General features: G+C 69.3%; 23 protein-coding genes. 19 read left to right on the top strand and 4 right to left on the bottom strand.

From position 1 onward, the window contains the following. Positions 1 to 53: 53 nt before the first annotated feature. The 3 genes from AC1DWP_RS16615 to AC1DWP_RS16605 are packed head-to-tail and all read left to right on the top strand — an operon-like array spanning position 54 to position 3,237. Positions 54 to 803, top strand: a complete 750-nt coding sequence (locus tag AC1DWP_RS16615) for an L-threonylcarbamoyladenylate synthase (RefSeq protein WP_477615587.1) — start codon at positions 54 to 56, stop codon at positions 801 to 803. After that, a complete protein-coding gene (locus AC1DWP_RS16610; RefSeq protein ID WP_477615586.1) occupies positions 793 to 2,073 on the top strand; it encodes a serine hydroxymethyltransferase in 1,281 nt (426 codons plus the stop codon). Before AC1DWP_RS16615 ends, AC1DWP_RS16610 begins: the two co-directional genes overlap by 11 nt. A gap of 36 nt (positions 2,074 to 2,109) precedes the next feature. Continuing rightward, positions 2,110 to 3,237: an MraY family glycosyltransferase gene (locus AC1DWP_RS16605; RefSeq protein ID WP_477615585.1), complete on the top strand. Its 1,128-nt coding sequence runs from the start codon at positions 2,110 to 2,112 to the stop codon at positions 3,235 to 3,237. Here the strand turns inward: AC1DWP_RS16605 and AC1DWP_RS16600 are convergent, their stop codons facing one another. Continuing rightward, a complete protein-coding gene (locus tag AC1DWP_RS16600; RefSeq protein ID WP_477615584.1) occupies positions 3,238 to 3,861 on the bottom strand; it encodes a GNAT family N-acetyltransferase in 624 nt (207 codons plus the stop codon). Between the two features lie 198 nt (positions 3,862 to 4,059). Between AC1DWP_RS16600 and AC1DWP_RS16595 the strand changes: the two genes are divergently transcribed. The 11 genes from AC1DWP_RS16595 to AC1DWP_RS16545 all read left to right on the top strand — a co-directional run bounded on the left by AC1DWP_RS16595 (position 4,060) and on the right by AC1DWP_RS16545 (position 12,648). Next, complete coding sequence (locus AC1DWP_RS16595) at positions 4,060 to 4,512, top strand: hypothetical protein (RefSeq protein WP_477615583.1); 453 nt, start codon at positions 4,060 to 4,062, stop codon at positions 4,510 to 4,512. Positions 4,513 to 4,527: 15 nt separating this feature from the next. Continuing rightward, on the top strand, positions 4,528 to 4,785 hold the full coding sequence (locus tag AC1DWP_RS16590; RefSeq protein ID WP_477615582.1) for an AtpZ/AtpI family protein: 258 nt from the start codon (positions 4,528 to 4,530) through the stop codon (positions 4,783 to 4,785). Between the two features lie 103 nt (positions 4,786 to 4,888). Next, a complete protein-coding gene (gene atpB, locus AC1DWP_RS16585) occupies positions 4,889 to 5,701 on the top strand; it encodes a F0F1 ATP synthase subunit A (RefSeq protein ID WP_477615581.1) in 813 nt (270 codons plus the stop codon). Positions 5,702 to 5,818: 117 nt separating this feature from the next. Then, positions 5,819 to 6,025 (top strand): ATP synthase F0 subunit C, encoded by a 207-nt coding sequence (atpE, locus tag AC1DWP_RS16580; protein WP_056883533.1) that lies wholly within the window; start codon positions 5,819 to 5,821, stop codon positions 6,023 to 6,025. 69 nt (positions 6,026 to 6,094) lie between these two features. Beyond that, the gene (locus tag AC1DWP_RS16575; RefSeq protein ID WP_477615615.1) at positions 6,095 to 6,670 is read left to right on the top strand and encodes a F0F1 ATP synthase subunit B; all 576 of its coding nucleotides are present in this window, start codon (positions 6,095 to 6,097) and stop codon (positions 6,668 to 6,670) included. Beyond that, positions 6,670 to 7,482 (top strand): F0F1 ATP synthase subunit delta, encoded by an 813-nt coding sequence (locus AC1DWP_RS16570; protein WP_477615580.1) that lies wholly within the window; start codon positions 6,670 to 6,672, stop codon positions 7,480 to 7,482. The genes AC1DWP_RS16575 and AC1DWP_RS16570 overlap by 1 nt, the downstream gene beginning before the upstream one ends. A 121-nt stretch (positions 7,483 to 7,603) precedes the next feature. Then, a complete protein-coding gene (gene atpA / locus AC1DWP_RS16565) occupies positions 7,604 to 9,241 on the top strand; it encodes a F0F1 ATP synthase subunit alpha (protein WP_477615579.1) in 1,638 nt (545 codons plus the stop codon). 131 nt (positions 9,242 to 9,372) lie between these two features. Further along, a complete protein-coding gene (locus tag AC1DWP_RS16560; RefSeq protein ID WP_477615578.1) occupies positions 9,373 to 10,272 on the top strand; it encodes a F0F1 ATP synthase subunit gamma in 900 nt (299 codons plus the stop codon). An 18-nt stretch (positions 10,273 to 10,290) separates the two neighbouring features. Next, entirely contained in the window at positions 10,291 to 11,748 is a 1,458-nt protein-coding gene (gene atpD, locus AC1DWP_RS16555; protein WP_477615577.1) for a F0F1 ATP synthase subunit beta, read from the top strand. Between the two features lie 161 nt (positions 11,749 to 11,909). Next, positions 11,910 to 12,179 carry a F0F1 ATP synthase subunit epsilon gene (locus AC1DWP_RS16550; RefSeq protein ID WP_477615576.1) on the top strand — a complete coding sequence of 90 codons (270 nt, stop codon included), beginning with the start codon at positions 11,910 to 11,912 and terminating at the stop codon, positions 12,177 to 12,179. A gap of 40 nt (positions 12,180 to 12,219) precedes the next feature. After that, entirely contained in the window at positions 12,220 to 12,648 is a 429-nt protein-coding gene (locus AC1DWP_RS16545) for a DUF2550 family protein (RefSeq protein WP_477615575.1), read from the top strand. A gap of 45 nt (positions 12,649 to 12,693) precedes the next feature. Here AC1DWP_RS16545 and AC1DWP_RS16540 read toward each other — a convergent pair whose 3' ends face one another. Next, positions 12,694 to 13,326 carry a cob(I)yrinic acid a,c-diamide adenosyltransferase gene (locus AC1DWP_RS16540; protein ID WP_477615574.1) on the bottom strand — a complete coding sequence of 211 codons (633 nt, stop codon included), beginning with the start codon at positions 13,324 to 13,326 and terminating at the stop codon, positions 12,694 to 12,696. An 81-nt stretch (positions 13,327 to 13,407) separates the two neighbouring features. On the opposite strand from AC1DWP_RS16540, the gene murA reads away from it, so the two are divergent. From murA to AC1DWP_RS16520, 4 genes are all read left to right on the top strand, one after another. Continuing rightward, positions 13,408 to 14,691: a UDP-N-acetylglucosamine 1-carboxyvinyltransferase gene (gene murA / locus AC1DWP_RS16535; protein ID WP_477615573.1), complete on the top strand. Its 1,284-nt coding sequence runs from the start codon at positions 13,408 to 13,410 to the stop codon at positions 14,689 to 14,691. A gap of 102 nt (positions 14,692 to 14,793) precedes the next feature. Beyond that, positions 14,794 to 15,159 (top strand): STAS domain-containing protein, encoded by a 366-nt coding sequence (locus AC1DWP_RS16530; RefSeq protein ID WP_477615572.1) that lies wholly within the window; start codon positions 14,794 to 14,796, stop codon positions 15,157 to 15,159. Between the two features lie 153 nt (positions 15,160 to 15,312). Continuing rightward, the gene (locus AC1DWP_RS16525) at positions 15,313 to 17,325 is read left to right on the top strand and encodes a protein meaA (protein WP_477615614.1); all 2,013 of its coding nucleotides are present in this window, start codon (positions 15,313 to 15,315) and stop codon (positions 17,323 to 17,325) included. Positions 17,326 to 17,502: 177 nt separating this feature from the next. After that, positions 17,503 to 21,522, top strand: coding sequence for a S8 family serine peptidase (locus AC1DWP_RS16520; RefSeq protein WP_477615613.1), 4,020 nt, complete (start codon positions 17,503 to 17,505; stop codon positions 21,520 to 21,522). An 85-nt stretch (positions 21,523 to 21,607) separates the two neighbouring features. Here the strand turns inward: AC1DWP_RS16520 and AC1DWP_RS16515 are convergent, their stop codons facing one another. Continuing rightward, positions 21,608 to 22,810, bottom strand: a complete 1,203-nt coding sequence (locus AC1DWP_RS16515) for an N-acetylglucosamine-6-phosphate deacetylase (RefSeq protein ID WP_477615571.1) — start codon at positions 22,808 to 22,810, stop codon at positions 21,608 to 21,610. After that, the gene (locus AC1DWP_RS16510; protein WP_477615570.1) at positions 22,807 to 23,703 is read right to left on the bottom strand and encodes an SIS domain-containing protein; all 897 of its coding nucleotides are present in this window, start codon (positions 23,701 to 23,703) and stop codon (positions 22,807 to 22,809) included. The genes AC1DWP_RS16515 and AC1DWP_RS16510 overlap by 4 nt, the downstream gene beginning before the upstream one ends. A gap of 300 nt (positions 23,704 to 24,003) precedes the next feature. Between AC1DWP_RS16510 and AC1DWP_RS16505 the strand changes: the two genes are divergently transcribed. After that, entirely contained in the window at positions 24,004 to 25,272 is a 1,269-nt protein-coding gene (locus AC1DWP_RS16505) for an extracellular solute-binding protein (protein ID WP_477615569.1), read from the top strand. Positions 25,273 to 25,274: the final 2 nt, after the last annotated feature.

Raw genomic sequence — 25,274 nt, 5'->3', positions numbered from 1 at the left:
CTGCCCTCGGCCACCTGACGTACTGACCTGCGACGGGTCCTAGGCTGGCGAGCATGAGTCCGGTCTATGACTGCAGCACCGAAGAAGGCCGTGTCGAGGGCGTCGCCAAGGCGGTCGAGGCGGTCCGCGCCGGGGAGATCGTCGTCCTGCCCACCGACACGGTCTACGGCGTCGGTGCCGACGCGTTCTCGGCCGAGGCGGTGGCGTCCCTGCTAGCTGCGAAGGGACGCGGTCGCGAGATGCCTCCGCCGGTGCTGGTGCCCAGCGTGCGCACCGTCGACGGGCTGGCGACCGACGTGCCGGCCTGGGCGCGCGACCTGATCCGCGAGTTCTGGCCAGGGCCACTCACCCTGGTCTTCAAGGCCCAGTCCTCGCTGATGTGGGACCTGGGCGAGACCAACGGCACCGTCGCGCTGCGGATGCCCCAGGACGACATCGCGCTCGCAGTGCTGAGCGAGGTGGGGCCGATGGCGGTGACGAGCGCCAACCTCACCGGCCAGCCGGCGGCCACGACCGTCACGGCGGCGGCCTCCCAGCTCGGTGCGGCCGTGACCGTCTACCTCGACGGCGGGCCGACCACGAGCACCGAGGTGTCGACGATCCTGGACTGCACCGGCGAGGAGTTCGTCCTGCTCAGGGCGGGAGCCATCACTGTCGAGCAGATCAGGGCCGTGCTCGAGACCGAGGACGCCTCGGAGGACGACGCGTCGGGCACCCCCGAGGACGCACACGACGAGGCAATAGAGTTGCCTGCGGATCCCACCGTCGACAGCCCCCTGCCAGGAGACACCCATGAGCGCTGACACCTTCTACGGTTCCGACTTCGGTGCCCTCGAGTCGTTCGATCCCGAGATCGCGGGGGTGCTCGTTTCCGAGCTCGACCGCATCCGCGGAGGTCTCCAGCTGATCGCGTCGGAGAACATGTCGAGCCCCCGGGTGCTCACGGCACTGGGCTCCACGCTGTCCAACAAGTACGCCGAGGGCTACCCGGGTCGCCGCTACTACGGCGGCTGCTCCGAGGTCGACAAGGCCGAGATCCTCGCGATCGAGCGGTGCAAGGCCCTGTTCGACGCCGACCACGCCAACGTCCAGGCGCACTCCGGCGCCAGCGCCAACCAGGCGGTCTACGGCGCGTTCATGCAACCCGGCGACACCATCCTCGCGATGGCCCTGCCGATGGGCGGCCACCTCACGCACGGCACCAAGGTGTCCTTCTCCGGCAAGTGGTTCAATGCCGTGCACTACGGCGTCGACAAGCAGACCGAGAACATCGACTACGCCGAGGTCGAGCGCCTCGCCAAGGAGCACCGACCCAAGGTCATCCTCGCCGGCGGGTCGGCGATCCCACGGCTCATCGACTTCGAGTTCTTCCGCAAGCTGGCCGACGAGATCGGCGCGATCTTCTGGGTCGACGCCGCCCACTTCATCGGCCTCGTCGCAGGCAAGGCGATCCCCAGCCCCGTGCCCTACGCCGACGTCGTCAGCTTCACGACCCACAAGGTGCTGCGCGGACCACGCTCGGGCGCTCTCGTCTGCAAGGAGGAGCACGCGGCCAAGCTCGACAAGGCCGTCTTCCCGATGATGCAGGGCGGCCCCCAGATGCACACGATCGCGGCCAAGGCGGTCAACTTCAAGGAGTGCGCGACTCCTGAGTACCAGGCCTACGCCAAGCAGGTCATCGAGAACGCCTCTGTCCTCGCGACCTCGCTGGGTGAGCGGGGGATCCGTCCGACGACCGGCGGCACGGACACCCACCTGAGCCTGCACGACCTCCAGGGTGTGGGCGTCACCGGCGCCGACGCCGAGGCGCGGGCCGACGCCGCGGGCATCGTCCTCAACAAGAACGCCATCCCGTTCGACCCGCAGAAGCCCAACATCGCCAGCGGCATCCGCGTCGGCACGCCGTGCGTGACCACCCAGGGCATGGGCACCGACGAGATGCGCGAGATCGCCGAGCTGATCGCCAAGGCCGTCACGGAGGGTGACGCCGACCCCGACCACGCCGTCTCCAAGGAGGTCCGCGCCAGTGTCACGGACCTCGTCACCAGGTTCCCGGCCTACCCTCGAGGCTGAGTCCCGACCCACCCGAGCTCTGGGAGACACGCCTAGGTGCGCGAGTACCTCCTCGTCCTGATGGTCGCCGCGGTGATCACGTATGCCGCGACGCCGCTGATGCGCGCTGTCGCGGTGCGGACGGGCGCCTTCACGCCGGTGCGTGACCGGGATGTCCACTCGACCCCGATCCCGCGGCTCGGGGGAGTGGCGATCTACCTGGGGTTCGCCGCCTCGATGGTCGCGGCGAGCCACCTGCCGTTCCTCGGCCAGGTCTTCCGGCTGGGGCCAGAGCTCCGGGGGGTGCTCGTGGGCGCCGGCATAGTCTGCGTGATCGGCGCGATCGACGACATCCGTGAGATGGACTGGTTGACCAAGATGGGCGGCCAGATGATCGCCGCGGGGATCATGGCCTTCAGCGGGGTGCTGCTCTACCAGCTGCCGATCGGCGGCGTGACCGTGCTCCCGCAGCCGATCATGGTGGGGCTGACGGTCTTTGCCGTCGTGCTGTTCACGAACGCGGTCAACTTCATCGACGGGCTCGACGGGCTGGCCGCCGGCGTCGTCGTGATCGCGGGTGCGGCGTTCTTCATCTACAGCTACGGCATCTCGCGCAGCTACGACCCGCCCAACGTCTTCTCGTCGGCGACCCTCATCTCGGCGGCGCTGATCGGCTGCTGCGTCGGGTTCCTCCCCCACAACTACCACCCGGCCCGGCTCTTCATGGGCGACTCGGGCGCCCTGCTGCTCGGGCTGCTGCTCGCCGCCGCGACGATCTCCACCACCGGAAACGTCACGCCCGCGCAGGTGAGCACGAACCCTGTCGCGGCGACCCTGTTGCCGCTGGTGGTCCCCGCGGCGATCATCCTGCTGCCCCTGGTCGACATCCTGCTGGCCGTGGTCCGCCGGACCCGGCGCGGCGAGCGACCGTGGCACCCGGACAAGCAGCACCTGCACCATCGCATGCTCCAGCTCGGTCACGGTCACCGCCGCGCGGTGTTCCTCCTGTGGCTGTGGGCCGCGGTCGCCGCGCTCGGGTCGGTGAGCTTCATCTTCATCGACGACGCCAGGGTCGCCGGCGGGGGAGTGCTGGCCGCCGTCGTCGTCACCGGGGTGCTGACCATCTGGCTGCCCCGCTGGTCCGTCCCGGGACACCGCCCGAAGCTGACTGACGCCGCCGGCTAGCTAGCCGCCCGGCATACCCAGTCGTCGTTCGAGGCCGGCCCGCACGGACGGCCACTCCTGCGCCAGCACGCTGAAGACCACCGTGTCGCGGAAGCTGCCGTCAGCGCGCTTGGTGTGCCGTCGCAGGATGCCCTCACGGGTGGCGCCGAGCTTGGCGATGGCCGCCTGCGAGCGCAGGTTGACCGCGTCGGTCTGGATCTTGACCCGACCGAACCCGCAGTCGAACGAGTGTCCCAGCAGCAGCAGCTTGCACTCGGGGTTGACCTGGGTGCCCCACCACCGGGACGCGTACATCGTCCAGCCGAGGTGCACCCGCTCGTTGGCGAGGTCGACGTCGCCGAGCGAGGAGGTGCCCACGATCGTGCCGGCCTCGCCGAGCCCACCCTCGCCTGTGAGCCGGACCGTGTATGCCGTGCGGCCGGCAGCGCGTGCCGCGATGTTCCCGGCGGTGTCCGCGCGGGTGGCGGCGAGGTCGGCCGGGGGCGGTCGCATGATGAAGCCCTGGTCGTAGACGGCCGGGTCGGTGTAGACCGCGTGCAGGCCTTCCGCGTCGCCGGGCGCCATCACGTCGAGGCGGACGAACCGGCCCGGGAGGGCGTCACCGGTCGGGGGAGTGGCTGACATGTCGGCAGGCTATCGGTGCCCGGAATCCCGTCACAGCCAAGGAGATCCGTGCCACGTGACGCGCGGCGGCATCCGGGCACGGACCCCCGGTAGCGGGGTCCAAACGCTTGTGATACCTTTCACAAGCACCCCAAGGAGGGTGCAGACCACCCCGTTCGCCAGGCACCGCAGCCCCGACGAATCAGGCAGGCCAGATCGATGAGCGAAGCTCCGCAGACCGACCGCGACCCGTTCGCGGTAATGCTGCGTGGGGCCTTCCTGCCGACGTTGGCCGTCGGACCAGTTGCCGTCGTCGTGGCGGCGGTCGTGGGCGGTGGCAAGGCGGCCCTGGGCGCTGCCCTCGGCTTCGCGATCGCCATGGTCTTCTTCGCCCTCGGCCTGCTGGTCATGCGCCGCCTGGGTGGGGCGTCAGACCCCCTGCGCTTCCTCGCCAGCGCCCTGGCCGTCTTCATGGGCCAGATGATCTTCCTGCTGCTCGTCATCATCGCGCTGCAGGACGCGTCCTGGCTGGACGGCACCGCCTTCGGTGTCGCCGTCCTCGCCGTCGCGCTGGTGTGGCAGGTGTTCCAGGTGATCGCCTTCGTCCGTTCCCGCAGGCTTGCTTTCGACGCACCGCAGGAAACCGGGCAGGATGGGGGCTCGGCCACATGACCATGGGAGCTCACCGTGACCACACCCTCCTCGCAGCCGTCGCCGGAGTCCCGGCAGACGCCGCTGCAGCAGGCAGACTCGGGTCATCAGCGGCTCGACGAAGCACGGATGTGGAACGTCGTGTCCTACCTCATCACCGGGCCGGCGATGTTCGGCGCGGCAGGGTGGGGACTGGACCGCTGGCTGGGCACGACGTGGCTGGTTGCCGTGGGGATCGTGGGTGGGATGGCCCTGTCGCTGTACCTCGTGTGGTTCCGGTACGGTACGCAATGACTTCCGCAGGTCAGCTCCCCCCTGTGTATGCCGGGCCCGGGCGCGAGAACGCTGCCTTCGTTGGCCCGTGGACTGTTTCGAACGCAAAGCTCAAGGAGAACCTGTGAGTCTGAACGTGCTGGGCACCATCAGCCTGGCTGCCGAGGGCGGTGAGGGCGAGGGCTTCCACGCCCCGACGCCGGCCGAGTTCTACCAGCCCCTGATCGGGCACGGCGACTTCGCGATCACCCGCCCGATGGTGGTCCTGGCCATCTCCGTGGGCTTGATCGCGTGGTTCCTCGTGGCGACGACCAAGCGTGCAGCGGTCGTTCCGGGCAAGGGCCAGTGGGTCACCGAGAACGCCTACAACTTCGTGCGCAACGGCGTGGCCCGCGACATCATCGGCAGCCACGACTTCCTCAAGTTCGTCCCGTTGCTGTTCAGCATGTTCATGCTGATCCTGGTCAACAACCTCTTCGGCATCATCCCGCCGATCCAGTACCCCACGATGAGCCGCATCGGCTTCCCGATCGCGCTGACCCTGCTGGTCTTCGTGATCTACCACGCTGTCGGCATCAAGAAGAACGGCGCGTGGGGACACGTCAAGCACATGATCCCGCCGGGGCTGCCCAAGGGCATCTACGTGCTGATCATCCCGCTCGAGCTGCTGACCTACTTCGTGACCCGCCCGCTGACGCTCGCGCTGCGACTGTTCGGCAACATGTTCGCCGGCCACATGCTCCTGCTGCTGTTCATCACCGGCGGCGAGTACATGCTGATCCACGGCGGGCTCGGGCTCAAGGTCGCGGGCGTCGGCTCCTTCGGCATGGCCTTCGTGCTGACCGCCTTCGAGGGACTGATCGAGTTCCTGCAGGCCTACATCTTCACGCTGCTCGCAGCCACCTACATCGCCGGCTCGCTCGCCGACGAGCACTGAGATCGTCCGGGCCTCGAGGCTCGGTGCAGGACCGCCAGACCCACAACTGAATACGCCACACGAACTCCCGCTCGGCGAGGTGCCGACGGATCTGATAACCGAAAGAGGACCTCTGACATGACTGGCAACATCGCCATCCTCGGCTACGGCCTGTCTGCGATCGGCCCCGGTGTGGGCATCGGCTTGATCTTCGCCGCCTACATCAACGGTGTCGCCCGCCAGCCCGAGGCGCGCGGCGTCCTCCAGGGCATCGCCATCCTCGGCTTCGCCCTCGCGGAGGCGCTGGCCATCTTCGGTCTGGTTCTCGCGTTCGTCTTCAAGTAAGCCGAACCACCCAGCCCAACGCCCCCTGGCACCACAGCACTAGGAGAACCCGTGCAGCACTTCACCGGCATCACGCAGGTGGTTGTCGCGGCCGCCGCCGAGGACAAGACCGGCGAACGCCTGCCGATCCTGCCCCTCTGGGGTGAGCTGATCTTCGGCGTCATCGCCTTCGCGATCCTGTACTGGGTCGTGGCCACCAAGGTCGTGCCCAACCTCGAGAAGGCGTACGCCGAGCGCACCGCCGCGATCGAGGGCGGGATGCAGCAGGCCGAGGAGGCCCAGCAGCAGGCCCAGGCGGCACTGGAGCAGTACCAGGCCCAGCTGACCGAGGCTCGTGCCGAGGCTGCGCGGATCCGCGAGGAGGCTCGCGAGCAGGGTGCGGCCATCGTCGTCGAGATGCGCGGTCACGCGCAGACCGAGGCGGCGCGCATCACCGAGGCGGCCCACAAGCAGATCGAGGCCGAGCGCCAGCAGGCGGTCGTCTCGCTGCGTGCCGAGGTGGGTCGCCTGTCGACCGACCTGGCCAGCCGCATCGTGGGTGAGTCGCTGCACGAGGAGACCCGCCAGAAGGGCATCGTCGACCGGTTCCTGGCCGAGCTCGAGGCCGGGGAGATCCAGCCCGAGAAGGTCGGGGAGGACGCCTGATGCGTGGATCGTCGCGTGCGGCCGCCATCGCCGGGAGCAAGGCGCTCGACGCCGCGCTCGCCGGTGGGGCAGACCCTCGCGCGCTCGGTGACGAGCTGCTCGCAGTCGTCGGTGTCATCGACGGGTCGGCCACCCTGCGCCGCGCCCTCGCCGACCCGTCCCGCGAGGGCGTCGAGAAGCAGACCCTGGCCGAGCGCCTGCTCGAAGGCAAGGTCTCGGCCGAGGCGATCGTCGTGGTCAAGAACCTCGTCGGGCAGCGCTGGTCCACCGAGCGTGACCTGTCCGACACCCTCGAGGAGCTTGCCGTCACGGCGATCCTCGCGGGCGCCGAGAAGGCCGGCCGGATCGACCGGGTCGAGGACGAGCTGTTCCGCTTCGAGCGCATCGTGGCGGGCAGCCCCGAGCTCCGCGACCGCCTCACCAACCGCCAGGGCGACGTCGACGCCAAGGCCGGCGTGGTGAGCCAGCTGCTCGACGGCAAGGCCAGCGAGGAGACGGTGCACCTGGCTCGCCAGGCCGTGCTGCATCCGCGTGGTCGCAAGCTGGACCGCACGCTCGAGCACTACCTCGGTCTCGCGGCCAGGCGTCGTGAGCAGATCACCGCGGTCGTGACGGCGGCGACCGACCTCACCGAGCAGCAGCGCGAGCGGTTGTCGGCGGCGTTGCAGAGCATCTACGGCAAGCCGGTCCTGCTCCAGGTCGTCATCGAGGAGCAGGTCCTCGGCGGCATCCGGGTCCAGGTCGGTGACGAGGTCGTCGACGGCACCGTGCTGCGGCGCCTGGACGAGGCCCGCCGGCACATCGCCGGCTGACCCACCGCCCCAGCGCCACGACACCAAGAACGTGGCATACCGCACCACAACTGAAGAAGCTGGACCACACCACAGACTTTGGCCCGACCCACCGGGCCAGCAATCGAGGAGAAGAGATCACATGACGGAGCTTTCGATCCGTCCGGAGGAGATCCGGGACGCGCTGGACAACTTCGTTCAGTCCTACGAGCCCGGGACGGCCTCGCGCGAAGAGGTCGGCCGGGTCAGCGACGCCGGTGACGGCATCGCGCACGTCGAGGGCCTGCCGTCGTGCATGACCAACGAGCTGCTCGAGTTCGAGGACGGCACGCTGGGCCTCGCGCTCAACCTCGACGTCCACGAGATCGGTGTGGTCATCCTCGGTGACTTCTCCAAGATCGAGGAGGGCCAGGAGGTCAAGCGCACCGGAGAGGTCCTGTCGGTCCCGGTCGGCGACGCGTTCCTCGGTCGCGTGGTCAACCCCCTCGGCCAGCCGATCGACGGCCTCGGCGCGATCGAGACGACCGAGCGTCGCGCCCTCGAGCTCCAGGCGCCCACGGTGGTCCAGCGCAAGTCGGTGCACCAGCCGCTGCAGACCGGCCTCAAGGCCGTCGACGCCATGACCCCCATCGGTCGCGGGCAGCGCCAGCTCATCATCGGTGACCGCCAGACCGGCAAGACCACGGTCGCGGTCGACACGATCATCAACCAGAAGCAGAACTGGGACTCCGGCGACCCGGAGCAGCAGGTCCGCTGCATCTACGTCGCCATGGGCCAGAAGGGCTCCACCATCGCTGCCGTCCGCGGCACCCTGGAGGAGGCCGGCGCGCTGGAGTACACCACGATCGTCGCGGCCCCCGCGTCCGACTCGGCGGGCTTCAAGTACCTCGCGCCCTACACCGGTTCGGCCATCGGCCAGCACTGGATGTACCAGGGCAAGCACGTCCTCATCGTGTTCGACGACCTGTCCAAGCAGGCCGAGGCCTACCGCGCCGTGTCGCTGCTGCTACGCCGCCCGCCGGGCCGCGAGGCCTACCCCGGTGACGTGTTCTACCTGCACTCCCGCCTGCTCGAGCGTTGCGCCAAGCTCTCCGACGACCTGGGCGCGGGCTCGATGACCGGTCTGCCGATCATCGAGACCAAGGCCGGCGACGTCTCGGCGTACATCCCGACCAACGTCATCTCCATCACCGACGGCCAGATCTACCTCCAGGCCGACCTGTTCAACGCCAACGTGCGTCCCGCGATCGACGTGGGTGTCTCCGTCTCCCGAGTCGGTGGCGCCGCGCAGATCAAGGCCATGAAGGACGTCTCCGGTCGTCTGAAGCTCGACCTCGCGCAGTTCCGCGCGATGGAGGCCTTCGCGATGTTCGCCTCGGACCTCGACCCGGCCTCCCGCGCCCAGCTCGCGAAGGGTGCCCGCCTCGTCGAGCTCCTCAAGCAGCGCCAGGCCGCGCCGTTCCCGGTCGAGGAGCAGGTCGTGTCGATCTGGGCCGGCACCGCGGGTCAGATCGACTCCGTCGCCGTCGAGGACGTGTCCCGCTTCGAGAGCGAGTTCCTGGACTACCTGCGCCGCGAGAAGTCCGGTCTGCTGAGTGCGATCCGCGAGTCCAAGAAGTTCGAGGACGAGACCCGCGCCGGACTCGAAGAGGCCGTGACCAAGTTCAAGGAGCAGTTCCAGGCGTCCGGCGCCGAGAACACCCCCGTGGGCCACGAGGCCGACCCGGGTGCGCTCGAGCACGACGTCGAGCAGGAGAAGATCGTCAAGCAGAAGCGCTGACCGGTATGCCGGGTGCGCACCTCGTGCGCACCCGGCACCGCAGCGACCGTGCCGCCCACGCGGCATACCCGACAGTGCAGGACCAAGACGTGCAGCACACGACGACACGAAACTGAGAGAGGCGGCAACATATGGGAGCGCAGATGCGGGTCTACCGCCAGCGCATCCGGTCCGTCCAGGCGACCAAGAAGATAACGCGCGCCATGGAGCTGATCGCAGCCTCCCGCGTGGTGAAGGCGCAGCAGCGGGTGCGGGAGTCCTCGCCCTATGCGCGCGCCCTGACCCGAGCGGTCTCGGCCGTCGCGACCTTCTCCAACGTCGACCACCCGCTGACCACCGAGCACGAGGACGTCCGCCGTGCGGCGGTCCTCGTGGTGACGTCCGACCGCGGTCTGGCCGGCGCCTACAGCTCCTCGGTGCTCAAGGAGAGCGAGCGCCTGATCGGCGACCTGCGGGGCGCCGGCAAGGAGGTCGTCCCCTACCTCGTCGGCCGCAAGGCGGTGGGGTTCTACAAGTTCCGCAAGCGTGAGTTCGCGGACGAGTGGACCGGGTTCACCGACCAGCCGACCTTCGAGGTGGCGCGGGAGATCGGCGACGCGCTCGTCGCCGCGTTCAACCAGGACTTCGCCGAGGGCGGGGTGGACGAGGTCCACATCGTCTTCACGCGCTTCGTCAACATGGTGACGCAGGAGCCCGACGTCATCCGCATGCTGCCGCTCGAGGTGGTCGAGGGTGAAGAGGCCCCCGCCGAGGACGACGTCCTGCCCCTCTACGAGTTCGAGCCGAGTGCCGAGCAGGTGTTGGACGCGCTGCTGCCCAAGTACGTGGGTGCGCGCATCTACAACTGCCTCCTGCAGGCTGCCGCGTCCGAGCTGGCCTCGCGCCAGCGGGCCATGAAGTCGGCCACGGACAACGCCGAAGAGCTCATCAAGAAGTACACCCGGCTGGCCAACCAGGCTCGCCAGGCCGAGATCACCCAAGAGATCAGCGAGATCGTGGGCGGCTCCGACGCCCTCGCCGACGCCAGTTGAGAAGGTAGAGAGAAACCAATGACTGCCACTGTCACTGAAGAGACCAAGGCCGCCACCCCCGGTGGCATCGGCCGCATCTCCCGCATCATCGGCCCGGTCGTCGACGTCGAGTTCCCCGCCGACGCGATGCCCGAGCAGTACAACCTGCTGACCACCACGGTCGAGCTCTCGGGTGAGAAGAACAACCTCAACCTCGAGGTCGCCCAGCACATCGGCGACAACATGGTCCGCGCCATCTCGCTCCAGCCGACCGACGGCCTCGTCCGCGGCACGCAGGTGCAGGACACCGGCGGCCCCATCACGGTCCCCGTGGGCGACGCGACGCTCGGCAAGGTCTTCAACACGACCGGTGACGTCATGAACCTCGCCGAGGGTGAGACCTTCGAGGTCAAGGAGCGCTGGGGCATCCACCGCAAGGCCCCTGCCTTCGACCAGCTCGAGTCCAAGACCGAGATGTTCGAGACCGGCATCAAGATCATCGACCTGCTGACCCCCTACGTGCAGGGTGGCAAGATCGGCCTGTTCGGCGGCGCCGGCGTGGGCAAGACGGTGCTCATCCAGGAGATGATCGCCCGTGTCGCCCGCGACCACGGTGGTGTGTCGGTGTTCGCCGGTGTCGGCGAGCGCACCCGTGAGGGCAACGACCTCATGGTCGAGATGGAGGAGGCCGGCGTCCTCGGCCAGACCGCCCTCGTCTTCGGCCAGATGGACGAGCCGCCGGGCACCCGCCTTCGTGTCGCGCTCTCCGCGCTGACGATGGCGGAGTACTTCCGCGACGTGCAGAACCAGGACGTGCTGCTCTTCATCGACAACATCTTCCGCTTCACCCAGGCCGGTTCCGAGGTCTCCACCCTCCTCGGCCGGATGCCGTCCGCCGTGGGCTACCAGCCGACCCTGGCCGACGAGATGGGCACGCTCCAGGAGCGGATCACCTCGACGCGTGGTCACTCGATCACCTCGATGCAGGCGATCTACGTGCCGGCCGACGACTACACCGACCCGGCCCCGGCGACGACCTTCGCCCACCTCGACGCGACGACCGAGCTGTCCCGCGAGATCGCCTCGCTCGGCATCTACCCGGCCGTGGACCCGCTCAGCTCCACCTCGCGGATCCTCGACCGCCGCTACATCGCGGAGGACCACTACTCCACCGCGGTGCGGGTCAAGCAGATCCTGCAGCGCAACAAGGAGCTCCAGGACATCATCGCGATCCTCGGGATCGACGAGCTCTCCGAAGAGGACAAGATCCTCGTCAACCGCGCCCGTCGCATCCAGCGCTTCCTCGGTCAGAACACCTACGTCGCCAAGCAGTTCACCGGCATCGAGGGTTCGACCGTGCCGCTGGCCGACACGATCGAGGCGTTCACCAAGATCGCCGACGGCGAGTACGACCACGTGCCGGAGCAGGCGTTCTTCATGTGTGGTGGCCTCGACGACGTCGAGCGCCAGGCCGCCGAGATCGAGAACAGCCTCTAGGTCGGCGGACGCCGTCCCTGAGGACAACGAGACGTAACTGGAATGCCACTGGGGCCGGCCGCACTGGGTCGGCCCCACGGCATACCACTGGTCGGCGGGGCACCCACCGCGGGCCGATAGACTTCACACGCACCACTCGTGCCGTACCACCGGAGGACACCGTGAGCACCCTGCAGGTTGAACTCGTCGCAGCGGACCGCAAGGTCTGGGAAGGCGACGCCGACATGGTCGTGGCCCGCACGGTCGACGGCGAGCTGGGCATCCTGCCCGGCCACACCCCGCTGCTCGGCGTCCTGGTCGAGGGTGAGGTCCGGATCAAGTCCGGCGAGGGTTCGCAGTCCGCCACCATCGACGGCGGGTTCCTGTCCGTCGACCGCGACAAGGTGATCATCATCGCCGAGGCCGTCGACGCCTCGGCCTTCAAGGCCTAGCCGCCGGGACACTCAGCCGGGACACTCGGAAGGAGAGAGCATGTCGCCCGTCATCTCCGCGGAGATCGTCGCCGGCGCGCTCATCCTGCTTGCGGTCCTCGCGCTCACGTACATCTTCGTGCGGCGCCGGCTGCTCGCCTCCGGTGCGCCGCTCATGCTCTGCGCGCTCCAGCCCCACGGTCGGTCTCAGTACCGCCTGGGGCTGCTGCGGTTCTCGGGCTCCAGCCTCGAGTGGTACACCCTGATCGGCCCGTCGCCGCGGTCGGCCAGGACGTGGGACCGGACCCGTCTCGAGCTCGGGCCACCAACGCTACCGGAGACCACGATCGCCGGGCTCCCCGAGGCCGTGACCGTGGACTGCCACTACGGCACCGACACCTTCTCCCTCGCCCTGGCGCCTTCTGCCTACACGGCCATGCGCAGCTGGCTGGAGAGCTCGCCTCCCGGCTTCAACGTCAACGTCGCCTGAGGGCAGGCGCTCTGGTCGCCAGCGGGCCGGCGCGGTCGGTGCGCGCTAGGCCTTCCGTTTGCCAGGACCCTCGGCACGGCCGCCGCCGGGCTGCCAGAGGACGTCACCCCCGATGGGGAGGTTGGCGACGCGGGCGAGCACGAACAGCAGGTCGGACAGCCGGTTGAGGTACTTCGCGGTCAGGACGTTCACGCCACCCTCGCCCTTGGTTCCAGAGCCGGGCTGGTCGCCGTAGGCCGCGATGGCTGCCCAGGCCTGCCGCTCCGCGCGGCGGACCACCGTGGTGGCGACGTGCAGGTGGGCCGATCCCACGGTGCCGCCGGGCAGGATGAACGAGCGGAGCTTCTCCACCCGTTCGAGGTAGTGGTCGCAGTCGGTTTCGAGCTCGTCGATCCAGGCGGCCTCGACGCGCAACGGTGGGTACTCATACGTCTCCTGGAGCGGCGTGCACAGGTCGGCGCCGACGTCGAACAGGTCGTTCTGGACCCGCAGCAGGGTGGCTCTGATGTCGTCGGGCAGCTCGCCTGCCGCCAGGGCGACCCCGATGGCGGCGTTGGCCTCGTTGACGTCGGCGTACGCGAGCAGCCGCACGTCGGTCTTGCTCGTCCTGCTCATGTCACCGAGGTGGGTCTGGCCGTCGTCGCCCGTGCGGGTGTAGATGCGCGTGAGGTTGACCATGGCTGCAGCCTCTCAGACGGCGGCGTCGAGGACGTCACCACCCGGCATACCCGTGCCTGTGCACTCGCATAGGGTGGGCGGGTGGCAGAACGTTTCCGGGTCGTCGGCGGCACCAGGCTGCGCGGCGAGGTGGCCGTCTGGGGCGCCAAGAACAGCGCCCTCAAGCTCATGGCGGCAGCGCTGCTCGCGGTGGGTCGCACCCGGCTGACCAACGTCCCGGCCATCCTCGACGTGACGATCATGGCCGAGCTCCTGCGCCGACTCGGCTGCACCGTCGACTACGACGCCGTCGCCGGTGTCGTGGAGATCGAGGTGCCGGACCAGATCGGGCACCGCGCCGACTACGACCTGGTCCGCGCCCTGCGAGCCTCGACCGCCGTGCTGGGCCCGCTGGTCGCGCGCACCGGTGCGGCCGACGTCGCGATCCCCGGTGGTGACGCCATCGGGTCGCGTGGCCTGGACCTGCACGCCGCAGGACTCGAGGCGTTGGGCGCCAGGGTCCACGTCACCCACGGCTTCCTCGTCGCGGAGGCGCCCGGGGGGCTCGACGGGGCCGAGATCCGCCTCGACTTCCCGAGCRTCGGCGCCACCGAGAACGTCCTGACCGCCGCGGTCCTGGCGCGGGGGACGACCCGCCTGGAGAACGCCGCCCGCGAGCCCGAGATCGTCGACATCGCGGAGATGCTCATCGCGATGGGCGCCCGGATCAGCGGGGCCGGCTCGTCGGTGATCGACATCGAGGGCGTCCGGTCGCTGCGACCCACCGAGCACGCCGTCGTCCCCGACCGGATCGCGGCAGGCACGTGGGCGTTCGCGGCGGCCGCCACGCGCGGCGACGTCGAGGTGGTGGGAGCCCGGCCGGAGCACCTCCTCAGTGCCCTGGAGCTGGTCAGGGCGAGCGGCGCCACCGTGACGACGACGGACCGTGGGTTCCGGGTGGACTCCGGAGGCCGTCGACCGCAGGCCTTCGACGTGGCCACGCTGCCCTATCCCGGCTTTCCCACCGACCTCCAGCCGTTCGCCCTGGCGTGCAACGCGGTGGCCGAGGGGTCGGCGATGATCACCGAGAACCTCTTCGAGGCTCGGTTCCGCACCGTCCAGGAGCTCAACCGGCTCGGTGCCGAGACCCGCATCGACGGCCACCACGTGATGGTCCACGGTGTGGAGACGCTGTCGGGAGCGCCGGTCGAGGCCAGTGACATCAGGGCGGGGGCGGCCCTGGTGATCGCGGGGCTCGTGGCCGACGGGATCACGACGGTGAGCGGTGCCCAGCACATCGACCGCGGCTATGCCGGGTTCGCCGAGAGCATGCAGGGGCTGGGGGCGGACGTCACGCGTGAGCCGGATGACGACCCCTTCGTCTGAGCCGTCTCAGCACCTTTACCAGATCTTGATCTGGGTCGCGGCAACCGAAGCCCCCCAACCAGGCGTCCTTGTGGGTGAATGTTCACGGACAAGGGGGTTCGCATGTCGATCAGCGCTACCGGGGCTCTTCCGGTCCAGGTTCGTGCCATGCACACCGGCCAGGAGGTCGCGATCATCGGCCGGATCGACGTGCACTCCGTCCCCGACGTACGACTACTCCTGCACGAGATCATCGACACGGGTTGCGGGGACGTCCACATGAGGCTCGCGGGCGCCGAGATCGGCGACGCCACCGGGCTGGGAGTCCTCGTCGAGGCCTACAACCGAGCCCGCCGTGCGGGTCGCCGGCTGGCCGTCGTCGACATGACGGAGCGCACCGGTCGGCTGTTGCGTGCATCACGCCTGGACCGTGCGCTGGTGCTCCGCGAGGCCGTCCCCGCCGCCACTGTGGTGGCCGTCACCGCCTGAACGGCTCCCTCGGCGCACACCGCCGCCGGTACCTTCGGCCCTATGGCTGAGCACAGTGACGTCCCGACCTCCCCCTCAGCGTCGCCCGTCAGCCCGGCGTCCGTGACCGATGCGTCAGCACCGTCCCGTCCGGAGCGTGACCGCCCCTGGGTGATGCGCACGTATGCCGGCCACTCGAGTGCCGCTGCCAGCAACGAGCTCTACCGTCGCAACCTCGCCAAGGGCCAGACCGGCCTGTCGGTCGCCTTCGACCTGCCGACCCAGACCGGTTACGACCCTGACCACCCTCTGGCGCGCGGCGAGGTCGGCAAGGTGGGTGTCCCGATCTCGCACATCGGTGACATGCGCGCGCTGTTCGACCAGATCCCCCTGGACCAGATGAACACGTCCATGACGATCAACGCCACGGCGATGTGGCTGCTCGCGATGTACCAGGTCGTGGCGGAGGAGCAGGCCGAGGCGACCGGCGCCGACCCGCTTGCGGCCGTCCGCGCCCTCGCCGGCACGACGCAGAACGACATCATCAAGGAGTACCTGTCCCGCGGGACCTACGTCTTCGCGCCGGGCCCCTCGCTGCGCCTGATCACCGACATGGTCGCCTACACCGTCTCCGACATCCCCAAGTGGAACCCGACCAACATCTGCAGCTACCACCTCCAGGAGGCGGGCGCGACTCCGGTACAGGAGATCGCGTACTCGATGTGCACCGCCATCGCCGTGCTCGACGCGGTGCGCGACTCCGGCCAGGTGCCGCCGGAGCGGTTCGGCGAGGTCGTCGCCCGGATCTCCTTCTTCGTCAACGCCGGCGTGCGGTTCGTCGAGGAGATGTGCAAGATGCGGGCCTTCGTCGAGCTGTGGGACGAGCTGACCCGCGAGCGCTACGGCGTCACGGACGCCAAGCAACGCCGTTTCCGCTACGGCGTCCAGGTCAACTCCCTCGGCCTGACCGAGGCCCAGCCCGAGAACAACGTGCAGCGGATCGTGTTGGAGATGCTCGCCGTCACGCTGTCGAAGGACGCCCGCGCCCGGGCGGTGCAGCTCCCGGCCTGGAACGAGGCGCTGGGCCTGCCGCGACCGTGGGACCAGCAGTGGTCGCTGCGGATGCAGCAGGTGCTGGCCTTCGAGTCCGACCTGCTCGAGTACGACGACCTGTTCACCGGGTCCCTCGTCGTGGAGGGCAAGGTGGCCGAGCTCGTCGCCGGCGCCAAGGCCGAGATCGCCCGGGTGGAGGAGCTGGGCGGGGCTGTCCCGGCCGTCGAGAGCGGTTACATGAAGTCGGCCCTCGTGGCCTCGCACTCGCTGCGTCGTCAGCGCATCGAGGCCGGCGAGGACGTGGTCGTGGGCGTGAACCGGTTCCAGACCACCGAGCCCAACCCGCTCACGGCGGACCTAGACGCGGCCATCCAGACCGTCGACCATGACGTGGAGGCCAAGGCGGCAGCGGCTGTCCGGGAGTGGCGCGAACGGCGTGACGCCGAGCCGCGTGGCCGGGAGCGCGCGGCCGCGGCCCTCGCTGCCCTCGGCGCCGACGCCCGCAGTGGAGCGAACCTCATGCCGGCGTCGCTCGAGGCCGCGCGTGCCGGGGTGACCACCGGTGAGTGGGCCCAGGCGCTGCGAGAGGAGTTCGGCGAGTTCCGCGCCCCGACGGGGGTCTCGGGTTCGGTCGGTGTCTCCAGCGGCGGCAGTGACGAGCTGAAGGCGGTTCGGGAGGAGGTCAGCCGAACCGGTGAGGAGCTGGGGGAGAAGCTGCGTGTCCTCGTCGCGAAGCCGGGGCTCGACGGTCACAGCAATGGCGCCGAACAGGTCGCCGTCAGGGCGCGCGATGCCGGTTTCGAGGTCGTCTACCAGGGGATCCGGCTGACGCCGGAGCAGATCGTCGCAGCCGCGGTCGCCGAGGACGTGCACCTGGTCGGGATCTCGATCCTGTCGGGCTCGCACATGGAGCTGGTGCCCGAGATCCTCGCCGGCCTGCGAGCGGCAGGTGCCGGCGACGTGCCCGTGATCGTCGGAGGGATCATCCCCGACACCGACGCCCGCGCGTTGCGCGCCCTCGGCGTGGCCGCGGTCTTCACTCCGAAGGACTTCGGACTCAACGACATCATGGGCCAGTTCGTGACGATCATCAGGTCCGCACGCGGGCTGGAGACGGCCGCCGCGACCGGCTGAGGGACCGACACGCAAAAAGTTTTGTGCGCGTTGTGGCGATTCGCGTCCGGCTCGCGCCGCAATGGCCTAATTTCAGCGACGGCGTGGTGAACCAGTGGGGGCGCGTGTCCTTCACACGTGACGGGCGATCCCCGGGGCGAATGGTCGTGGCCGCGCGCAGAAGGAGACCACGTGTCGATGGAATCTCAGGGAAGGCGCCGCGGCTACACAGCTGTCGTCGGCGTCAGTGCCCTGTCGATAGTGGCTGCGGCAGCCCTCAGCGCTGCGCCGGCCATGGCGAGCACCCAGCCCAGCCCGGTCAAGCACCGCGGGACCGCCCACAAGGTTCCCGCAGGACTCACCGGTGCGGGCTCCTTCGGGTTGGGCACCCAGCGGTCACAGGCGGAGAAGCTCGACCGCAGCCTCGTGGGTGCCAAGGGCCCGGTCGACGTCATGATCGAGCTCGACCCGGCACCCGCGTCGGCTGCCTACGGCCAGGCTCGGTCGCGGGGTGGCTCGGCAGCCCGGCTCGCTGCGCGCACCCAGACGGCCACGATCAAGCGCGCCCAGGCGTCGGTCGAGGCCCGCTTCGGGGAGTCGCAGACCAAGGCGCGCACCCTCTACCGCGCGCACGCCCTGTACTCCGGTATCGCCGTGCGCACCGATGCGAGCAAGCTGAAGGCACTCGCCGCCATCCCCGGCGTGAAGGCGGTCCACCGCATCACGCCCAAGTCCCCGTCCAACTCCTCGTCGGTGCCGCTCATCGGAGCCCCGGAGGTCTGGAAGGGACGCAGCGAGACCGGTGAAGGCGTCCGAGTCGGCGTCATCGACACCGGCATCGACTACACGCACGCGGACTTCGGCGGACCTGGCACCGGCGCGGCATACGCCACCGCCAAGGCCTCGAACACCTTCACGCCCACCGCCAAGGTGGTCGGCGGCTACGACTTCGCGGGTGACGCCTACAACCCCGGTGACGGCGTTGCCGTTCCGGTGCCCGACCCCAACCCGCTGGACTGCGAGGGCCACGGCTCCCACGTCAGCGGCACGGCGGCCGGTCTCGGCGTGACGAAGGCGGGGGCGACCTACACCGGTGGCTACGCCACCGACATCGACCCCGCGTCCCTGGCCATCGGTCCCGGCGTCGCACCCGGTGCGTCGCTCTACGCACTCAAGGTGTTCGGCTGCGAGGGCGACACCAGCGTCGTGGGCCAGGCCCTCGACTGGGCGGCCGACCCCAATGGCGACGGTGACCTGTCCGACCGCCTCGACGTCGTCAACATGTCGCTGGGTTCCAGCTACGGCTCCCCGGACGACCCGGACGCAGTCGCGTCCAACAACCTCGCCGCCCTCGGCACCGTCGTCGTCGCCTCGATCGGCAACAGCGGCGACGTCTACGAGGTGGGCGGCTCGCCGGGCAACGCCACGCGCGTGCTCGCCGTCGCCGCGTCCGACGACCGCGACTCGGTCGTCGATGGCCTCAAGGTCGAGAGCCCCAGCGGCATCGAGCCGGCCGACACCGTCGACGGCACCCAGGACAACGTGTTCGGCGCCCTGAAGTCGGTGGCCTACGACTGGGCGACCAAGCCCGGCCTGACGAACACCGACGTCGTCACCCTCGGCGACTGGAGCCAGACGGCCTCGGCCACGAACAACACGGATGGCTGCTCGGCCTTCTCCACCGCGGATGCGGCCAAGGTCGTGGGCAAGATCGTCATGACCAAGTGGTTCGACGGCACGGGCCGTCGCTGTGGCTCGGTCGGTCGTTCGGGTCAGGCCAAGGCGGCCGGCGCAGCCGGGGTCATCTTCGGCAGCGACGTGAATGCGTTCTCTGCCGGCGTGACCGGTGACGTGGACATCCCGGCGATGCTCACCGTCAACCAGGCGACCGTCGCGATCAAGGGACAGCTCGACGGGGGAACCCCGGTCAAGGTGACGATGACCAACGCGCTGCGCAACAGCGTGACCATCGTCAGCCCGGGCGCCGTCGACCAGGTCGCGGGCTTCTCCTCGCGGGGTGTCGGCATCGCCGGCAACGTCAAGCCCGACGTCGCAGCCCCCGGTGTGACCACGTTCTCCGTCGCCGTCGGCACGGGCAACGAGGGGATCGCCGAGAGCGGCACCTCCATGGCTTCTCCGCACGTGGCCGGCGAAGCCGCGCTGGTGCGTGGCGCCCACTCCACGTGGACCTCCGAGGAGGTCAAGGCCGCCATCATGAACACGGCGACCCAGGACGTCTTCGTCGGCCCGAACCACACGGGTGCGGTCTACGGACCTGAGCGTGTCGGTTCCGGTCGCGTCAAGGCCGACGACGCCGTCGACACCACGACCCTGGCCTACGTCAAGGACACCCCCGGTGCCGTCAGCGTCTCCTTCGGGCCGGTTGCAGTGACTGCGGCCACCACGACCCTGACCAAGACCGTGCACGTCGTCAACAAGCGCCCCACCGGGTCGGCGTCGTACACGATCGGCTACCAGGCGGCGCACCCGTCCCCGGGTGTGACGTACTCCTTCAGCCCCAGCCAGGTCAGCCTCCCGGCCGGCGGTTCGGCTGACGTCACGGTCACGGCCACCATCACGCGCTCGGCGCTCACGGCGGTCCAGGACCCCACGACGGCAAAGGACCCGCTGACCTACGGCATCGACCGCAGCTACCGCGCTGACGCCAGTGGCCGCATGGTGCTGACGCCTGCCGGTCTCACGCCGGGCTCGGCCCTTCGCGTGCCGGTGTGGTCCGCTCCCCGCCCGGCCTCGGCCATGGCGGCCGCGGCCAAGAGCACGGTCACGGGCGCGGGTGCGGTCAAGAACGGCACGCTGGCCCTCGGCGGCCTGGGTGTCTCCCAGGGCGTTGGCACGACCGGCTACGAGTCGACCGTGTCCACCTTCCAGCTGCAGGCCAGCAGCCCGAAGATCCCGAGCTGCTCCTCGGCCCTGGTCGTCGACTGCATCGCCTTCGCCGACGACCGCTCGGCCGACCTGCGCTACGTCGGTACGGGTTCGGACGCCTTCTTGTACGCCCCCGCCGACATCGGCGGCTCGAAGCTCAGCTTCGGGGTCAGCAGCTACGGTCCCTGGCGCACGCCGGCCTCGTACACCGAGTTCGACGTGTACCTCGACACCAACCCGTCGACCCCGGGCCCGGAGGCCGTTGCCTACAACACCAGGGTGTCCACCACGGACGACTACGACTACTTCGTCGTGGACGTCGTCGACCTTCGCACGGGGCCGAACCGGTTCCACTCGATCTTCGACTCGTCCGAAAACTACGGCCCGGAGTCCGTCAACAACGTCGACGGTTCCTTCGACACCAACCTCTTCAACAGCGACTCACTGGCCCTTCCGGTCTCCGTGGGTGCGCTGAGCGAGGCAGGTCTGGTCGCGGGTGCAACGCCCAAGATCAAGTACTGGGTCGAGTCCTACACCGCCGAGGCCGGTCAGGTCGACGCGGTTGGTTCCCAGGCTGCTCCGATGACCCTCAGCGTGGCCTCGCCCGCGCTGGCGGCCTACAGCGACGACTACGGCACGATGCTCAGCACCGACGCCCCGGGCGCCGTGCTGAACGTCCGTCGCGACGACGCGTCGTACGCCTCGGACAAGCCGCAGGGTCTGCTGCTCATCCACCACCTCAACACCGATGGTGCGAGGGCACAGGTCGTCGCGGTGAAGGCTGCGTCGTCGACCAGGCTCACCTCGAGCTCGACGTCGTACACCTACGGCGGCAAGCCGGTCTTCACGGCCTCGGTCACGCCGTCCACCGCGACCGGGACGGTGTCCTTCAAGGACGGCGGCAAGGTCGTCAAGACGGTGGCGGTCAGCGGTGGCAAGGCGATGTGGACCGCTTCGGGCCAGACCCGTGGGACGCACTCGATGACGGCCACCTACAACGGAGATGCGATCACGAACGCCAGCACCTCCGCCGTCGTCAAGGTCACGGTCAAGGGGCTGGTGAGCAAGACCTCGCTCAGTGCCAACGACCGCGACTTCTTCAAGGGCTACCGCCCGACCCTGACCGCCACGGTCAGCCCGTCGGCTGCCACCGGAACGGTGACGTTCCGGGACGGCTCGAAGGTGCTGGCCAAGGTCGTGGTGACCAAGGGCAAGGCCGTCTACCGGGCGCCGGTCCTGGCGCGCGGCACGCACAAGCTGACGGCGACCTACAACGGGTCAGGGGTCTACAACCCCTCGGCCTCGGCGGCGGTCTCGGTGGTCGTTCGCTGACAGCAACTCAGCAAGGCTGAGCTCTGGGCCCCTGCCTCTCGGCGGGGGCCCAGAGCCGTCTCGGCCAGAAGTGGAAAGGCGTGGGTCAGAGCCAGGTGCCGCGTCGCAGCACCCGCTGCACCGACAGGTCCTCGTCAACGACGACGAGGTCGGCTGCGGATCCTGCCGACAGCGACCCGACCTCTGGCAGCGCCAGCGCCCGCGCCGGGGTCGCCGAGGCCGCCTTCACCGCATCGGCCAACGGGACGCCCAGCCCGTCGACCAGCCAGCGCACCTGGTCCACGAGGGTGCTCACCCCGCCGGCGAGGCTCCCGCTGTCGGTCAGGCGGGCGGCCCGATCGCGGACCGTGACGTCGAGGCCGCCCAGCGAGTAGGCGCCGTCAGGGAGGCCGCTGGCAGCCATCGCGTCGCTGACCAGGGCGATGTGGTCGGCTCCCACGGCGTCGAACACCATCCGCACCGTGCCACCGTCGAGGTGGACGCCGTCGGCGATCAGCTCGAGCACCGCCTCGCCCCGCGCGGCTGCGGCGATCGACGCGGCGACCGGTCCCGGTGCCCGTGACAGGAGCGGTGGCATGCCGTTGAAGAGGTGGGTCACGAGCGGCAGCCCACCCCGGGCGCGTTGTGCCGCAACGGATTCCAGAGCGCGCGAGGCGAGGCTGTAGTCGGCGTCGGTGTGCCCCAAAGAACCCAGAGCGCCGACGCGAGCGAGTGCCGTGGGCACGGCGTCGCCCCCGGCGCGCTCGGGCGCCCACGTCATGTGGGCGAACGAACCCTCCCCGCCCGCCTCGGCCAGGGCTTCGACCAGGGCGACGTCGGCGTCGATGAGGGCGGCAGGGTTCTGGGCGCCGCACCGGACCGTGGACAGGAACGGCCCTTCGAGGTGTATGCCGGCCAGCTCGCCACCGCGCACCAGCTCGCCCAGGGCGTGCGCCCCGTCGAGCAAGGTCCGTGCCGGAGCCGACACGAGTGACCCGATGACCGTGGTCGAACCGTGGTCGTGGTGGTGCGTGGCGGCCCTGCGCCCGCTCTCGACATCCGGCCCGAACTCGCCACCGTTCCCACCATGGCAGTGGATGTCGACCAGACCCGGCAGCAGGGTCAGTCCCGCGCGCCAGCCCTGCGGCGAGGCGACGCCCACCCAGTCGGGAGGCAGGGAGCTGCGCTCACCGGCATACGAGACGACGGTGTCCGTGACGGCGACGGCGCCGTCGGCCACGACGCGGTCCGGCAGGACGACGGTGCCGGTGAGCAGGATGCGGTGGGCGCTCGGGGTCGCAGGGGTCACGTGAGGATGATGGACCGTGACAGGTGCCGGGGTCGATCCGGGTCCACGCCGGCCTGCTCCGCCTTGGCGACGCAGAGTCGGTGCAGGCGCACGAGGTCGGCCAAGGGGTCGATGTCCCGGTGCTCGAAGTGGGCACCGGTGGCGCGGACGTCCTCCGGCAGCCCCTCGGGGACCTCTCCGAAGGCCCACGTCGCCCGTCCCGCGTTCGCGATGCTGATGGGGCCGTGGCGGTACTCCATGGCGGGGTAGGCCTCGGTCCAGAACTGCGCCGACTCGCGCAGCTTCAGGGCTGCCTCCTGGGCGAGCCCGTTGGTCCAGCCGCGTCCCACGAAGGTGATCTGCTCGACGTCACGCAGGCCTGCGAACGCGGTGTCCGCGTCCTGCGCGAGGACGTCCTCGGCGTCGGCGATGGCACCCGTGAGGTCCTCGCCCAGCGCGGCTCGCAGCAGCGCGAGGGTCGTGGTGGCGAAGCGGGTCTGGACGACCGACCGCTCGTCGACCTCCGGCAGCATCAGCTGGTGGGTGCTCAGGGAGGGGATCGGGGTTCCCTCGGTCGCGACGATGGCGGTGGTGACCTGTCCGCGGGCGTTCAGCGCCTCGAGGAGCTCCACCACCTCGGTCGTCGTGCCCGACCTGGAGATGGCCACGACGTGGTCGTAGGTGCGCTCGAGCGGGAACTCGCTGGCCGCATGGGCGTCGGTGTGGCCGAGGCCCGCCGACTCGCGCAGGGCGGCATACGCCTGGGCCATGTAGAAGGACGTCCCGCACCCGGTGACGGCGACGCGGGCGCCGTCGGAGGGGAGGGCCGCGCGGGCCTCGGGCACCCGGCTCAGGACGGCTCGCCAGTCGGCGGGCTGGGTGGCGATCTCGGCGGCCAGATGCGTGGTGGACACGACGCGGAACTCCTTCAGTGAGTGGATAAGACCGAACTAGATGGTCTTCCATCAGATTCGATCAGTCAAGAGGATGACCCATTTACCCCGGTTTGTTTGGATTGACGCCTGAGATTGCTTTCAAATTCCTCCGCCAGGAGGCTTGACTGGGCAACGGTGTGGGGCCAGTGTGTTGTCGAGCCTCGCTGATCCTGAGCGAAGCGCGCGTTAACCGCTACGAAACGATCAATGTTGAGAGATCAGGGGCGAAACCGGTCAGGCAACGGCGCCTGATCGTCCACGAGAGATGTGAGGTATGACGTGAGCACCAGACGACACCTGCCGGTTGCAGGTCTGATCGCGGGGACCGCGGTCGTGGCACTCGGCCTCGCGGCCTGCGGAGGCGGGACGGGAGCCGGTTCCACCGACGGCGGAGGAGGATCGAAGAAGGGGACGACGATCAAGCTCGTCGCAGCCGAGTACTCCAAGGACCACACCAAGGCCTTCTGGGACCAGTTCGCCACGGCGTACAAGGCCAAGACGGGCAACACCCTCGAGGTGCAGATCGTCAGCTGGGACGACATCGACCAGCAGAGCTCGACGATGGTCCAGAACAACAACCCGCCGGACATCCTCAACCTCAACGCCTACGCGAGCTACGCCAAGGACGACCTGCTGTACAGCTCCGACGAGGTGCTGTCCGACTCGGTGAAGTCCGACCTGCTCGACGCGTTCGTGAAGTCGGGCACCTACAACGGCAAGATGTACGGCATGCCCGACCTCAGCTCGGCCCGGGCGATGTTCTACAACAAGACCCTCTTCAAGGAGGCCGGCATCGCCGCGCCGCCCAAGACCTGGGCCGAGTTCGAGGCGGACGCCCAGAAGATCAAGGACCTCGGCAAGGGCACCATCGGCTACGGCCTGCCACTCGGCCCGGAGGAGGCCCAGGGTGAGTTCTCGATCTGGCTGTTCAACAACGGCGGTGACTGGAAGAAGGACGGCAAGTGGGCCATCAACAGCCCCGAGAACGTCGAGACGCTGACCTTCCTCAAGAGCCTGGCCACCAAGAAGCTGACCCAGAACAACCCCGGCAAGTCCAACCGGCAGGACGCCTTCGACCTGTTCGCGTCCGGCAAGGTCGGCATGGTCGTCGGCTTCTCCCCGCTGGCCGGGACGCTCGACAAGGACAAGAAGGTCGACTACGCCGTGGCGCCGATGCCGACCAAGGCTGACGGTGGGACGCCGCAGACGTTCGGCGTCACCGACTACCTCATGGCCTTCAAGAAGAAGGGGAACCAGGACGCGGTCAAGGCGTTCTACGACCTCTACTACCAGAAGGACCAGGTCAACACCTTCATCAAGGCAGAGGGCTTCCTGCCGGTCACCAAGTCCGGCATCCAGGAGTTCTCCTCCGACGCCGCGCTGAAGACCTACCTCGAGACCCTGCCGAACGCCCACCTCACGCCGACCGACGACCCCACGTGGGACAAGGTCAAGCTCGCGGTGCAGCAGAACCTCGGAACGGCTGTCACCGGCGACCCGAAGGCGGTCCTGGACAAGCTCCAGCAGTCCGCCGAAGCCGGCGGCTGAGC

It is taken from the genome of Pedococcus sp. P2_F6, assembly GCF_056403675.1.
Note: the sequence above shows the minus strand (reverse complement) of the source record. Positions and strands in the feature narration are given on the sequence as shown.